At 23.7% G+C, this 13,657-nt stretch carries 16 protein-coding genes and 1 tRNA gene; all 17 read right to left on the bottom strand.

Annotated elements, in window-relative coordinates:
• Positions 1–3 precede the first annotated feature (3 nt).
• Positions 4–843, bottom strand: coding sequence for a 3-hydroxybutyryl-CoA dehydrogenase (locus HF862_RS06730; RefSeq protein WP_170187154.1), 840 nt, complete (start codon positions 841–843; stop codon positions 4–6).
• A gap of 47 nt (positions 844–890) precedes the next feature.
• On the bottom strand, positions 891–1,667 hold the full coding sequence (locus tag HF862_RS06725; RefSeq protein ID WP_170187153.1) for an enoyl-CoA hydratase-related protein: 777 nt from the start codon (positions 1,665–1,667) through the stop codon (positions 891–893).
• Between the two features lie 333 nt (positions 1,668–2,000).
• On the bottom strand, positions 2,001–2,318 hold the full coding sequence (locus HF862_RS06720; RefSeq protein ID WP_170187152.1) for a DUF1904 family protein: 318 nt from the start codon (positions 2,316–2,318) through the stop codon (positions 2,001–2,003).
• A gap of 10 nt (positions 2,319–2,328) precedes the next feature.
• On the bottom strand, positions 2,329–2,805 hold the full coding sequence (gene ispF, locus HF862_RS06715; RefSeq protein WP_170187151.1) for a 2-C-methyl-D-erythritol 2,4-cyclodiphosphate synthase: 477 nt from the start codon (positions 2,803–2,805) through the stop codon (positions 2,329–2,331).
• 2 nt (positions 2,806–2,807) lie between these two features.
• Complete coding sequence (rfaE1, locus tag HF862_RS06710; RefSeq protein WP_170187150.1) at positions 2,808–3,794, bottom strand: D-glycero-beta-D-manno-heptose-7-phosphate kinase; 987 nt, start codon at positions 3,792–3,794, stop codon at positions 2,808–2,810.
• 78 nt (positions 3,795–3,872) lie between these two features.
• Positions 3,873–5,477 carry a carboxypeptidase regulatory-like domain-containing protein gene (locus HF862_RS06705; protein WP_170187149.1) on the bottom strand — a complete coding sequence of 535 codons (1,605 nt, stop codon included), beginning with the start codon at positions 5,475–5,477 and terminating at the stop codon, positions 3,873–3,875.
• On the bottom strand, positions 5,474–6,202 hold the full coding sequence (locus HF862_RS06700; RefSeq protein ID WP_170187148.1) for a hypothetical protein: 729 nt from the start codon (positions 6,200–6,202) through the stop codon (positions 5,474–5,476). The genes HF862_RS06705 and HF862_RS06700 overlap by 4 nt, the downstream gene beginning before the upstream one ends.
• The gene (locus HF862_RS06695; protein WP_170187147.1) at positions 6,195–7,133 is read right to left on the bottom strand and encodes a hypothetical protein; all 939 of its coding nucleotides are present in this window, start codon (positions 7,131–7,133) and stop codon (positions 6,195–6,197) included. The genes HF862_RS06700 and HF862_RS06695 overlap by 8 nt, the downstream gene beginning before the upstream one ends.
• A complete protein-coding gene (locus HF862_RS06690; RefSeq protein WP_170187146.1) occupies positions 7,111–7,713 on the bottom strand; it encodes a hypothetical protein in 603 nt (200 codons plus the stop codon). The genes HF862_RS06695 and HF862_RS06690 overlap by 23 nt, the downstream gene beginning before the upstream one ends.
• Positions 7,714–7,732: 19 nt before the next feature.
• Positions 7,733–8,167, bottom strand: a complete 435-nt coding sequence (locus HF862_RS06685) for a hypothetical protein (RefSeq protein WP_170187145.1) — start codon at positions 8,165–8,167, stop codon at positions 7,733–7,735.
• On the bottom strand, positions 8,157–8,591 hold the full coding sequence (locus HF862_RS06680) for a hypothetical protein (RefSeq protein WP_170187144.1): 435 nt from the start codon (positions 8,589–8,591) through the stop codon (positions 8,157–8,159). The genes HF862_RS06685 and HF862_RS06680 overlap by 11 nt, the downstream gene beginning before the upstream one ends.
• The gene (locus HF862_RS06675; RefSeq protein WP_170187143.1) at positions 8,588–9,043 is read right to left on the bottom strand and encodes an A24 family peptidase; all 456 of its coding nucleotides are present in this window, start codon (positions 9,041–9,043) and stop codon (positions 8,588–8,590) included. The genes HF862_RS06680 and HF862_RS06675 overlap by 4 nt, the downstream gene beginning before the upstream one ends.
• The gene (locus HF862_RS06670; protein ID WP_170187142.1) at positions 9,028–9,540 is read right to left on the bottom strand and encodes a type II secretion system protein; all 513 of its coding nucleotides are present in this window, start codon (positions 9,538–9,540) and stop codon (positions 9,028–9,030) included. The genes HF862_RS06675 and HF862_RS06670 overlap by 16 nt, the downstream gene beginning before the upstream one ends.
• Before the next feature lie 24 nt (positions 9,541–9,564).
• Positions 9,565–10,713 (bottom strand): type II secretion system F family protein, encoded by a 1,149-nt coding sequence (locus HF862_RS06665; RefSeq protein WP_170187141.1) that lies wholly within the window; start codon positions 10,711–10,713, stop codon positions 9,565–9,567.
• A 2-nt stretch (positions 10,714–10,715) separates the two neighbouring features.
• Positions 10,716–11,939, bottom strand: coding sequence for a GspE/PulE family protein (locus HF862_RS06660; RefSeq protein WP_170187140.1), 1,224 nt, complete (start codon positions 11,937–11,939; stop codon positions 10,716–10,718).
• The gene (locus tag HF862_RS06655) at positions 11,920–12,507 is read right to left on the bottom strand and encodes a hypothetical protein (protein ID WP_170187139.1); all 588 of its coding nucleotides are present in this window, start codon (positions 12,505–12,507) and stop codon (positions 11,920–11,922) included. Before HF862_RS06655 ends, HF862_RS06660 begins: the two co-directional genes overlap by 20 nt.
• 987 nt (positions 12,508–13,494) lie before the next feature.
• Positions 13,495–13,570, bottom strand: a tRNA-Asn gene (locus HF862_RS06650).
• Positions 13,571–13,657 lie beyond the last annotated feature (87 nt).

Below are 13,657 nucleotides of genomic sequence, written 5' to 3'. Positions count from 1 at the left end.
CTATTATTTAGTATAGTCGTAGAATCCTTTTCCTGTTTTCATTCCTAATTGTTTTCCACGAACCATTTTTCTTAATAATGGATGAGGTCTATACTTTGTATCTCCCATTTCATTGTATAAAACTTCCATTATTGCTAAACATACATCTAGACCTATTAAATCTCCTAAAGCTAATGGTCCCATTGGATGGTTTGCTCCTAATTTCATTGCAGCATCTATCCCTTCTACTGAAGCTACTCCATCAGCATAAATTCCTATTGCCTCATTTATCATTGGAATTAATATTCTATTAACAACAAATCCTGGAGCTTCTTCTACTTGTACTGGAACTTTTCCTATTATTTCAGAAATTTCTTTTATTTTTTCTACAACTTCTACTGGTGTATTAAGTCCAGCTATTACTTCTACTAATTTCATTACTGGTACTGGGTTGAAAAAATGCATTCCTATTACTGCTCTTGAAAGTCCTGCTCCTATTTCAGTTATTGATAAAGAAGATGTATTTGTAGCAAAAATTGTTTCTGGTTTGCAAATCTCATCTAATTCTTTAAAAGTTTGTTTTTTTATTTCCATATTTTCTATAGCAGCTTCTATTACTAAATCACAATCAGCACAAATTTCTTTTGTTCCTGTTGTTATTTTAGCTAATATTGAATCAGCTACTGATTGTTCCATTTTTCCTTTAGCAATTCTTTTTTCAAATCCTTTAGCTATTTTCTTTTTACCATTTGCTGCAAATTCTTGATTTATATCACATAACATTACTTCAAATCCTTCTGTTTGTGCAAATGTTTGAGCAATTCCAGACCCCATTGTTCCTGCTCCAATAACTCCTATTTTCATTTTAAATCCTCCTCATCTATCTTAATTTAATTAAGTTCTAATATAGTTTATCTATTTTTAAATCCTTCTACTTTTCTTTTTTCTAAGAAAGCATTCATTCCTTCTCTTTGGTCTTCACTTTCAAAACAACTTCCAAAAGCTTTTTCCTCTATTACAATAGCTTTGTCCATATCAACATCTAAACCTTCATTTATGGCTTTTTTACAAGCTCTAACAGCGATAGGAGCATTTTTTGATATTTTGTTTGCTAATTTTTTAGCCATCTCCATCAATTCTGTTTGAGGATATACTGCATTTACAAGTCCTATTCTATAAGCTTCATCAGCTTTTATATTTGTTGCTGCATATACCATCTCTTTTGCTTTTCCAACTCCAACTATACGAGCAAGTCTTTGAGTTCCTCCAAATCCTGGAGTGATTCCTAATCCAACCTCTGGTTGTCCAAACACAGCATTTTCTGAACAAATTCTTATATCACAGCTCATTGAAATTTCACATCCTCCACCAAGAGCAAATCCATTAACTGCTGCAATTACAGGAATTGGGAATGTTTCTATTTTTCTAAATACATCGTTCCCTTTTTTACCAAAAGCTTCTCCTTGTTCTTTTGTAAGAGTACTCATTTCTCCTATATCAGCTCCAGCAACAAAAGATTTTTCTCCTGCTCCTGTAAGTATTAAAGCTCTAGTTGTTTCTAAATCTACATTAGAAAATACTTCATCAAGTTCCTCTAAAACTTTACTATTTAAAGCATTTAAAGCTTTTGGACGATTAATAGTTACTATTCCAACAAATCCTTCTTGTTCATATGTTACAAATTCCATTTATATATCCCCCTTTAATTTTAATTATTTTCGGTTAATTTTTGATACTTTGTTTTAAAATTGCTTCTTTACTTTATTATTTTATATTTATTGGGACATCTTTTCATTTGATATTTAGTATTATAGTCCAATTTTACCAACTTTAAAAATATATTTTTTATATTATTTTAATACATTTTTTATATTAATAATATCAAATTGTTAATTTTTCTTTATTAAAGCTCTTTTTTTAATCGTATTTTCACAAATAAATAATAATAAAAATACCATCTTTCTTAATTTATTAATAAAGACGGTATCTTTAGATAAAAAGTTATTTATTTTATTTTAAGGTTAATTTTTTACAAAATAGTATTCTTTATTGATATCTTCAAAATATATTCTTATATTTTTATAACCTCTATCTTCAAAATAAGAAAAATAAGCTTGAGAAACCTTTTCTCTCATCTCTTTTGGACGTGGTAACCATTGTATATCAATCATTATTCTCTCTGTAACTTCTTTTTGGTCAAAAATTTCAACTGTACTATCATAGAAAACTCTAATTCTTTCTTTTGGAGTTTCTGTTTCTTTTACAATTATATTTTTTAAATCTTCACTAATTTCTATAACTTTTTCTTTTGAAATTCCACTAATTTTTACAAATGGCATATAATTCCCCCTAATATTTTTTTAATAACACAACAGAATATGATTTCATTCCATCTCCATTTCCTGTAAATCCAAGTTTTTCTTCTGTTGTCGCTTTTATACTAACATTTTCTATATCAATTTCTAAAACTTCTGATATCTTTTTTCTCATCTCTAAAATATAATCTTTTAATTTTGGCTTTTGAGCAACAATAATTGAATCTAAATTTTCTATTTGATATCCTTTTTCATTCATTAACTCTTTAACTTTTTTTAATAAAATCATACTATCAATATTGTGATATTTATTATCATTATCTGGAAAATGTTGTCCAATATCTCCTAAAGCTAGAGCTCCTAATATTCCATCCATTATACTATGAACTAAAACATCAGCATCTGAGTGTCCCAATAAACCCTTTTCATAAGGAATTTCTACTCCACCTAAAATTAATTTTCTTCCTTCTACTAATTTATGAACATCATAACCATTTCCTATTCTATACAATTTTAATTCCACTCCTTATAAATTTCATCATAAAAATTTATAATTTCTTCTACAGTTACTGTAGAAGTTCCTATCTTTCCAACTACAACTCCAGCTGCTGTATTAGCTATCTTAGCAGCCTCTTCCCAAGTAGCTCCAGCTGCTTTAGCTAATGTATATACTGATATAACTGTATCACCAGCCCCTGTTACATCATAAACTTCTTTGGCAAATGTAGGAATATTTGTTACTTTATCCTCTTCATAAAGACTTACTCCCTCTTCACTTCTAGTCATAAGTAAATTCTCTAATTTTATTTTTTCTCTTATCTCAGTTCCTATTTCATCTATTGTTTTCTTTTTAGGTTTTCCTAAACAAAGTTCAGCTTCTTTTCTATTTGGTGTCATGGAAGAAGCTCCAATATAATTTTCTACATTAGATGGTTTTGGATCTACTACCACTATTTTTCCTTTTTTTCTAGCCATTTTTATTATTTCTTTAGATACTTTTGGAGTTAAAACACCTTTATCATAATCAGATAATATTATTCCATCTATATTATCAAGAGCTTGAGAAAATTTCTCTAATATAGCTTCTTCTAATATAACATTTATATCTGTTGGGTCTTCCCAATCAAGTCTTAATAATTGTTGACTTCCACCTAAAACTCTTCTTTTTACAACAGTTGGTCTTTCTTCACTTCTTATTATTCCACTTACATCTACACCTAAATTTTTCATAAATTTCATTAGGCGGTCACCATCTATATCGTCACCAACTACTCCATAACAATAACTTTTAGCCCCTAAAGTAGCTAGATTATTTATAACATTTCCAGCCCCCCCTAAAACAAATTTTTCTTTCTTTATTAAAACTACTGGTACTGGAGCTTCAGGAGAAATTCTATCTACACTTCCTATTAAATAATCATCTAACATTATATCCCCTATAACAGCTAATCTTACTTTTCTAAAATTTGAAATTATCTCTATTAATCTTTCTTTTTTCATTTTTCCTCCATGGACAATACCTAATATATGTATTACATACTAATATTTTACTAACAAATAGGAATAATATCAATCTTTTTAGTCAATTTTTTCAAAATTTTTCATATCAATTCCTTGAAAACCTTTATTTTCTATTACATCTACTCTAAGTCTTATATATAAATCTGTCACTTGTTTTATATCTCTATTATTACTAAAAAAGAAACCAATTACAGGAATATCCCCTAAAAATGGAACTTTACTTTGATTCTTTTGAACAACTCCTTTTTTAAGTCCACTTAAAAATACTGTTTCACCATTTTTTATTCTCAAAGTAGATTCAATATTTCTAGAAACTTTTCCCCCATAATTATTTTCTCCATCAGTTTCTGAAGAAGTATTTTCATTTAAAATTTTGAAATCACTACTTTCTATACTTACCTTTAGCGAAATATACTCATCATCTAAAATTTCTGGCAAAACCTTAAGAATTATCCCAGCTTCTCTAAAAATAGGAATATAAGTATTCTGATTATTATCTGTATTCTCCACTCTTTCCTGTCCAACAATTTGTTCCAGTATCACTTTTAAACTAGCTTCTTCACCATTGCTTGTAACTAGCACAGGAGTAGAACTTATTTTTAAATCTTGTGTTGATTTTAATAAATTTATTCCAAAATTTAAATAGTCTTCATTATTTTTAAAAGTTTTTATATAATTGAAAGTTGTAGTAAAAATACTCCCAATTCCACCTATATAACTATTATTTAAAGAACCTCCCACAAGTTGATTTCCTTTATATCCCTTTTCATTAGCTCCATATATCCAAGAAAATCCTAATTCTTCAAACAAATTATCCGTTATGTCTAAAATTTGAGCTGATATTCTTATCCCTTTATTTGAATGACAAATTTTTTCTATATTTTCCTTTACTATATCGACCTTTTCTTCTCTTCCACTTATATACAAGATATTTTTCTTATTATCCCTTGTAAGTTTCACATTATTTTTTAATTCATCTGAAATAAATTCCTCTATTTTTAGATTTTCTAAATCTCCAACTTTAACTTTTTTAACTACAAATTGTTTTTTAGAAATCTCCTGTTTTTTTATCACTTGATATTTCTTTTTCAAATTAATATTTAAAATATTGTGAGATTTATCAATTGTAATTATTTCTCCTACTGTATCATACCCCTCTTTTTCAACTCTTAAAAAATAAACTCCATAAGAGATATCATCTATTTTATATACTCCATCACTAGAAGTATAATTTGGTTTTGAATATCCATCTAAAAGAGTAACTTTTACCTTTTCTAAATTTTCTCCAAAATCATCAGAAGTAACTCTTCCTACTAAAATCCCTTTATTTTCTTTATTCTCAAATCTAGAGGATATATAAATATAGTTCCCTCTGTCCTTTATCATATATTCCTGTGAATTACACAAAATATCTAAAATCTCAAAAAAATTTTTATTCTCATTAATATATAAAGATATTTTATCATTTTTTATTTTTTGAGATGATATAACAGTTACTCCACTTTCTTCTGATAAAAATAACAAAAAGTTTTCTAAACTTATATCTTTAACATTTATCTCATTAGAATAATAGACATTTCCCAATTTTTTTATATTTTCATCTTTTCCAAATAAAAATACAGAAAAGACTAGAAATACAATCCCAATAATTATTTTTTTCATAATATTTTCTCCCTAATAATTAATTTTTTATTTTCTATTCTAAATATATAATTATTCCTATAAATTCTTATTATTTTTTCTCCATTTATATAAATTTTTTTATCAGATAACTCTATTATCCCCACACTATCATTTATAAACTCTACTTTTTCCACTAAAAATTTTTTACCACTTAAGTTTTTTCTCTCCCCCTCATTGATTACTTTTTCATTTTCCTCTACAAAATAATTCCCTCTAAAACTAATTTTTAATAATTCATTCTCTTTTAAAAGTTCAAAACTATTATTTAAAAGAAAAATTTTATTTTCATTTTCTACTTTTTCTATAAACTTTATTATATTTTCCTCTCTCCCAATAATTTTATAAGGTATAAAAACACTTTTCTCCATTCTTTCTATTCTTCCGATTTCTAAAATTTCCAAATTATTTTTTTCAATTAAATTATTTATATAGAGATTTCCTTGAGAGATATTATTAAATTTATAAACTTTTTCCCCCATAGTCTTTTCTTCAATCTGAAGATTCCCAAGTTCTTTTTCGGCTTCCAAAATTTTATTTTTCACTATGGATATTTTTTTATCACTATTCCTCAATTTATATGAGTAATTTTTAATCTCCTTTTTCAAAGATAGATTTTTCTCTAATGGAGTTATAAAAAAAGAGATTACCCCTCCTAAAATAACAATTAATAAAATTATTTTATTTTTTAAATCTAAATCATTCATAAAAAACTTTCAACTCCAATATAAAATCATAAATATTTTCCTTTTTAATTATATAATCATAATTCAATTTTTCTATTCGCTCATCATTTTCTAACAACTTAATAAAATACAATATATCTTCTAATCTATCTCCAGCCCCATTTATTATTATATTTCCTTTTTCCCAATAAACCTTATTAAATCCTAAGGAATTTGGAGCAATACTTATTATCCACATAATTTCATTTAAAAATTTTTTATTTTTTATATTATTTTTACTGATTTCTTTTTTTAAAAATTCTATTTCAGTTTTTATATTTTCTAAATCTGTTTTTTTACTATTTAATATTTTTTCTTTACTATAAAAATTATTTTTTACCTCTTCTAATTGTGTCTCTAAAACTTTTTTATAATAAAGATTTCCCCCATAACTAATCCCTAATACAATCCCTATTATTAAAATTATCCAAAATAGATTATCTTTTTTATTATTTTTAAGTACTTCTTTATAATCTTTTAAAATATACTTTTCAGAAAAATATATCTCTTCAACATTTATATTTTCTTTCAATAAAAATTCTATGAAATTTGATATAACTCCCTCTTCATATACAAAAATTTCACACTCTTCATTTTCATTATAAAAATAATTCACAGAATAAAAATCTTTTTCCTCTTCTAAATCCTCTAAAAGTTCATTTTTTACATATCTTTTTACATCAATATATTCTAATTTTTCTTTATCCAATAATTCTTTTTTTATAAAAAAATCATCTTTAAAAATAAAATTTACTTTTTTCCTAAGGAATATTCTCTTTATCTTTTTTAAATCTTCATCCAAATAATTAAAAGTTCTATTAATTTTTTCAACTTCTTCATCATTTAACAAGATTTTTATTTGATTTTCTCCTATTTCTACTATTAATCTTTTATCTTTCATAAAAGTATACATCAATATCTCCCCTAATTTTCTCAAATTTTTCCCAAGGATAACTACTTCCTTTAAAAAAATATTTTATTTCCACTATACCAAAAATATCAGTTTTATAAATTTTATTATTAATTTTTACTGTACTTTCTATTTTTTTTAAATTTACTTTAATTTGATTATAGTTATTTATATAAGAAAAATTATTTATTATTCCTCTATAATTATTTTTTTGTCTTCTATCTTTAGAATAAATCTCTTTGTATAAATTATCATCTTCATAAGACTTCTTTAAATAAATTTTCTCTATATAGTATCCACTATCTGATATTACTTCCTTATCATCAAAATTATTTTCTATAATATTTTTTCCATTAAAAAATAAGAGATAGTCTATCCTATCTTCTAAATCAGAATTTTTACCTATCTCCTCTTCAATATAATTTGTATAAAGTTTAATAAAAATTTTAGAAATCTCTTCTTTTTCCACTCTTTTTTCAAATTGTTTTTCCAAACTTTTCTTTTTAAATTCTTTTTGAATTATAAAACTAACTGTAAATATACTCCAACTAATAACAGATAGAAGAGATATAACTAAAATCAAAAGGCTTCCTCTCTTTTTGTCAGATATACACCACATATTCTTCCTCTCTATCTTTAAATTTTAATACTAGATTTAAAAGATTTTCTTTAAAAGAAAATTCCCCCTTTATATTTTCTAAAAAACTTTCATACTTTTCAGAATTACTTGCTTTTCTTAATAGAGAAGTTCCTGAAAAATAATAAGTTATTTCTATCTCTTTAGAAATATTATTTTCAATAATATTTTTTCTAAATTTTAATCTATCTATATCTAAATTTAATTTTTTCCCATTTTTTATCTCTTTTAACATATAATCAATATTTCTTCTATAATTTATCTCTACATTGGATATATTTAAAAGATTATTTTTTATCTTCATTGAGTTTGAAAAAACAGAAAAACTAACTGTAAGTATTGTTGTAAAAATTCCTAATACAACAATCCCTTCTAAAATAAAGTAACCTTTATTTTTCATAAACTCCCTCTATTATTTTTTCGATTTTTTTATTTTCAAATTCCAAATAAAAAATATATACTTCACCTATAACTTGATTTTCTAATAAAACTTCTTTTTTTAAAGTTTTTATATTTTTTATATCCTCTAACTTTAAATATTTATATTTTCCAATTTTTGTAACATTATTTTTTAATAAATTTTCTAAATAAAATATTTCATCTTTTTGAATTAATTGATATTTAGCTATTGAAAAATCTCTTTTTAAATCCCTTTCAATAATATTTTCTATATTAAAAATCAATCTTTTTTTATCAGTTTCTATCAATAATTTTCTTGCTTTATCATTATTTTTATTCAACAATAAAAGTAACCCCAAAATTACATTAACAAATAAAAAAATAGATACAATCAAATCTATCAATAAAAAACCTTTTCTCTTCATAAAAATTTCCTTTGAAAAATACGAAAAATAAAAGTTCCTATTGCTAATATTGGTGCAAATGGAACTTCTTTTTTCTTTCTAAACTTATAATATAAAAATCCATATAATGGTGCTATTAGAAAAATTATATTATAAAATATCAATAATTCATATATTCCTCTATAACCTATATAAAATCCTATTGTCCACAATAATTTTATATCCCCAAAACCTACTACTTCTTTTTTAAATATACTTTCTCCATATCCATATAAAATTAAAAAGAATATAGGAAATAGACTCATTCCTATTATTTTATTTTCAAAACTTTCCTTAAATAAAAAAATTCTAAAAACTCCGAATAAGAATAATAATCCTGTTAAAGAATCTGGAATTATTTTTTTCTTTAAATCTATGAAAGCTATTAGAAATAATACTATGAAAAATAATATTTCTATTATAACTCTGTCCATTTTTCCCCTTTTATTGTATAAGCTCCTACCCCATTTTCTGGTAATATCCATAATTTTATTCCATCAGATTTTTCTCCATCAGGAGCTTTAAAAGTAAATTTAACTTTACCTCCATAAGTTATAACAGAGTCTGCTTCCCCTGGAGTGTCTATTTTTTCATTTCTACTTCCACCTATCTCACAAACTATCTCTTTTCCTTCTCCCTCATTACTATTTAAAAGCTCCTTATATCCACCTGAAATATAATCTTTTAATTTTTCTAATTCTGTACTTGATAAATTGCCATCTAATTTATCTTTTCCTAAAGTTTCTCCAGTTGTAAAATAATACATTTCAGAAGCAGTTCTTAAATTTTGTAAAGTAGTAATAACTTTTGTATCTTTTCCTAGAGCTAAATAGTTTGATACTTTTGGTGTTAAAAAGCTAGCAAATAATCCTATTATCCCCAACACTACTAAAACTTCAATTAAAGAAAATCCTTTTTCTTTACTGTTCATAACACTTCCCCCTTTATTACATTGTTATATATTATTCATCATCTCTAATATAGGACCATATATTCCTAAAAATATTCCTCCTACAATAATCCCGATAATTAAAATCAAGGTTGGTTCCAATAATTTTATAAATCTATCTATTTTTTCATCTAAAACTTCTTTTTTTCTTTCGTATATAAGTTGAAACATCGAAGACAATTCCCCACTTTGTTCTCCTGTTTTTATAAATTCTAATTCTACTTTATCAAATATATCCATAGATTCTAAAGAATAAAATATGTCTTTTCCTTTTATAAGATGATTTTTAGCCATTAATAATTTTTTTCTAAAAAAATCATTGTTTATAGAATCTATTATTATAGATATAGCATCACTTAAACTTATTCCAGATTCCAAAAGTATAACTAAAATTTTGGAAAAATATAATATAAAATTTCCTATAATTATTTTTGATAGTATTTTATTTTTTAAAAAAAATTCTATTATTCTCTCTCTTTTGTTCTTATATAATTTTTTTATCCCTATAAAAAAGATAATCAAAAATAAAAAAACATATATAATATTATTTGCTAAAAAAATTATTACCATTGTAAAAATTGGAATTCTATCTTTTCCAATAATATTTACAAAATCAGGTAATATAAATTTTCCTAAAAATATTAATAATACTATAACTATCAATAACACTAAAATTGGGTAAAACAAAATCTTTCTTATTCTCTTTTGTTTTTCAATCTCTTGAGAAATCCTTTCTTCTATTCCTTCAAAAGAATTATATAATTTTCCTGTTTCTTCTCCTGCTCTTAGTATAAATATATCAACTTCTTTTAAAGGCAAACCACTTTCTTCAAAAATACTATGTAAATTTCTTCCTTCATTAATAGATTTTTTCATTCTTTCTATATAAAAATCTAATTTTTCATTTCCCTGAAAAATCTCAATAATTTTATAAAATTGATATCCATTTTTTACAAACACTTTTAATTTCATAAAAAAATCTTTTAATTCTGCTTTTGAGATTTCACTTTGAATAAAAATTATCTTTTTTATCTTTATAATTAAATAACCTTTTTTCCTCAAAGAATTTTCAACTTCATTTTTAGATTGTCCTTTTAAAAAACCTATTTTTTTATTTCCTATCTTATCACACACCAAATAAAAAAATATTTTCATAATTAACACTCTCTTATTAACTCATCTAATGAAGTTAAACCTTGTTTAACAAATTCTAAACCATTTTCTACTATAGTTTTTATTCCTAATTCTTTCAATCTATTCTCTAATTCTAAAGTACTAAAATCAGAAGTGATTATATTTTCTATCTCATCATTTATATATAAAAATTCGCCAACTAAAATCCTTCCTTTATACCCAGTATAATTACAATACTCACAACCTTTAGCAGTATAAATCTTATTGTTAAAAATTTTATTATTTTCTATACCTAAAATTTTTAATTTTTCTTCTAAATTATTATCTTCTATTTTACAATAAGGACATAATCTTCTAACAAGTCTTTGATTTTGTATTCCTTTGAGACCAGCCGATATCATATATGGTTCTATTCCTAAACTCATCAATCTTTTTATTGCACTTATAGTATTCTTTGTATGTAAAGTTGAAATAATCAAATGTCCTGTTAAAGAAGCTTTTATAGCAATTTCTGCTGTTTCTCTATCTCTTATTTCCCCTATCATAATTACATCAGAATCTTGTCTTAATATTGATTTTAAAATAGTTGAAAAATCTAATCCAATATCATTTTTACATTGAATTTGATTTATTCCTTCTAAAGTGTACTCAATAGGGTCTTCAATAGTTGTTATATTTTTTTCTACTCCATTTATTTCATTTAATATTGCATACATTGAAGTAGTTTTTCCACTTCCCATAGGTCCTGAAATAATTAACATTCCAGATTTTCTTTTTATTATTTCAAATAATTTTAAATAATATTCTTTTTTAAATCCCAATTCTTCCAAAGTTTTTTGAGCAGTTTCTTTATATAAAATTCTTATAACTAACTTTTCTCCAAAATAAGTTGGGACAACAGATACTCTAAAATCTAATTCTCTCCCCTTATATAGCCCATCTACTCTCCCATCTTGTGGTATTCTTTTTTCTGTAATATCTAAATTACATAAAATTTTTATTCTTGAAATCAAAGGAGCAATATCTTGAATTTTATATTTTCCTTTTTCAATCAATATTCCATCTATCCTATATCTTATTCTAAAATAATCATTATAAGTTTCTATATGAATATCACTAGCATTTAAATTTATTCCATCAATAAAAATATTATTCATAAAAATTTCTACTTTAGAATTTTCATTAGAAGAAAAAGCAGTATTCATAAATTTAATTTTTTCTTTTTTGTTACCACTTTCTCCAATCATTTCCTAACTCCTCTTCTTCAAATAACCTTTGATGATAATCTAGTAATTTATCTTCTGAAATCTTTTCTCCATATATTTTTTTATAGACATTTATTTTTACTAATTTATTTTCTTGAAAATTATAAATAGCAACCCTGTATTTTATATTCCCACTATAATCTAAAATATAAGTTGTAAAAGAATCAGAAATATTTCCATTTATTGTAGTTTTTATTTCCATATTATCCAACAATTTTAAATTACTATTTATTGTATAAGGAATTCTATATTTTAATTTACTTGGTAATTGGATAACCTCTTCCAATATTTTATTTTCAGAGTTCTTCTGTACTTCTATTTTATTATTATTGTATTGTAGTTTTATTTTATACTCTATAGCCATTAATAAACTATTGGCAGAATATCCCTCTAAAGTCTTTAAAATAACCAATACAGCTCTTTCTAAATCTCTTTCTTCTCTAATTTTCAAAACTTTTATATAAGAAAAAGAAAATATCAACAATATTATGCTTACAATTATTAAAATTTCAAATAAAAAGAATCCTTTTCTTTTATTAACTCTAATCATTTTCAAATATTTCCATCATATATTTAAATATCTTATTTATTTTACTATCTTTATGTACTTTTTTCAAGTGTTTTTTTATTTTTTTTCTTCACTTAATTCATTTTATAAAAAAAGATATATAAAATACTTATAATAAATTTTTACTCTTTTATTTTATAAAGAATTAAATTAGTTATAAAAACATCTACAATACCTTTAGCTTATATATTTTTTGTCTATATCTCTTAATATTTTATAAAAAAGATTGTAATTTATTCTTCTTTCTATAATTTTTTTACTTAAAATTATATTTTTCATCTTAATTTTACATGAAATAAAATTCTTGCAATAATTTTATTCTTATTTATAAAATTCTATATTATTTTGTTAATTTCAATAAAATAAATTTTTCATTTTCATAATAAAAATTTAATTATCTTTCTAAAAAATTAAGTTTTTATACTCCAAGTTTCTAAAAATTAAACTTTTAATTCTTAAACCAATGTCTATTTTTATCTATATATCTTGTAAATAAATATCTAATTTTTCCCATAATTTAAAATTTTATTCTAAAATAAATCTAAGAAAATTTAATTTCTTATTCTTCAAAATATTATTAAAAAACTTTTTCTTTTTAAATATTCTATAAAGTTAAAACTGCTTTAAATTAAATACTTGCTTCTATTATTTCTCTACTTTTAAATTCATACAACTTTTTTAAATTTTTTCTATATTTTTCTTATTTTTCATTATTATTTACTTCATATATTTAGAGTAATTACTATACATTATTTAGAATTTCCCTTTATATATGACAATTATCATTATTCATTATAAATTTTCTTGTACATTTTCGGTAATTAACCTGATTAATAAATCTAATATATTATATTCAAAAGAAATTTTCTTTGTATACACAGATTTCTAACTTTTTGAAATTACTTATAAAATATGTAATTTTTCTTATATAAAAAAAAACAACCTATTTCTAGGTTGTTATTCTTCAAATGGCGCTTCTTGCTGGACTCGAACCAGCGACAACACGATTAACAGTCGTGGGCTCTACCAACTGAGCTAAAGAAGCATTTGGTAGTGTTGGCAAGTTCCTATCCTCCCAGAGGGCTGCCCCCCAAGTACTTTCAGCGTTTACGAGCTTAACTGCTAGGTTCGG

Origin of the sequence: Fusobacterium sp. FSA-380-WT-3A (genome assembly GCF_012843705.1) — a bacterium.
Taxonomy (GTDB): Bacteria; Fusobacteriota; Fusobacteriia; order Fusobacteriales; family Fusobacteriaceae; genus Fusobacterium_B.
The sequence above is the reverse complement of the archived record's forward strand: the minus strand, read 5'-3'. Positions and strand labels throughout refer to the sequence as shown.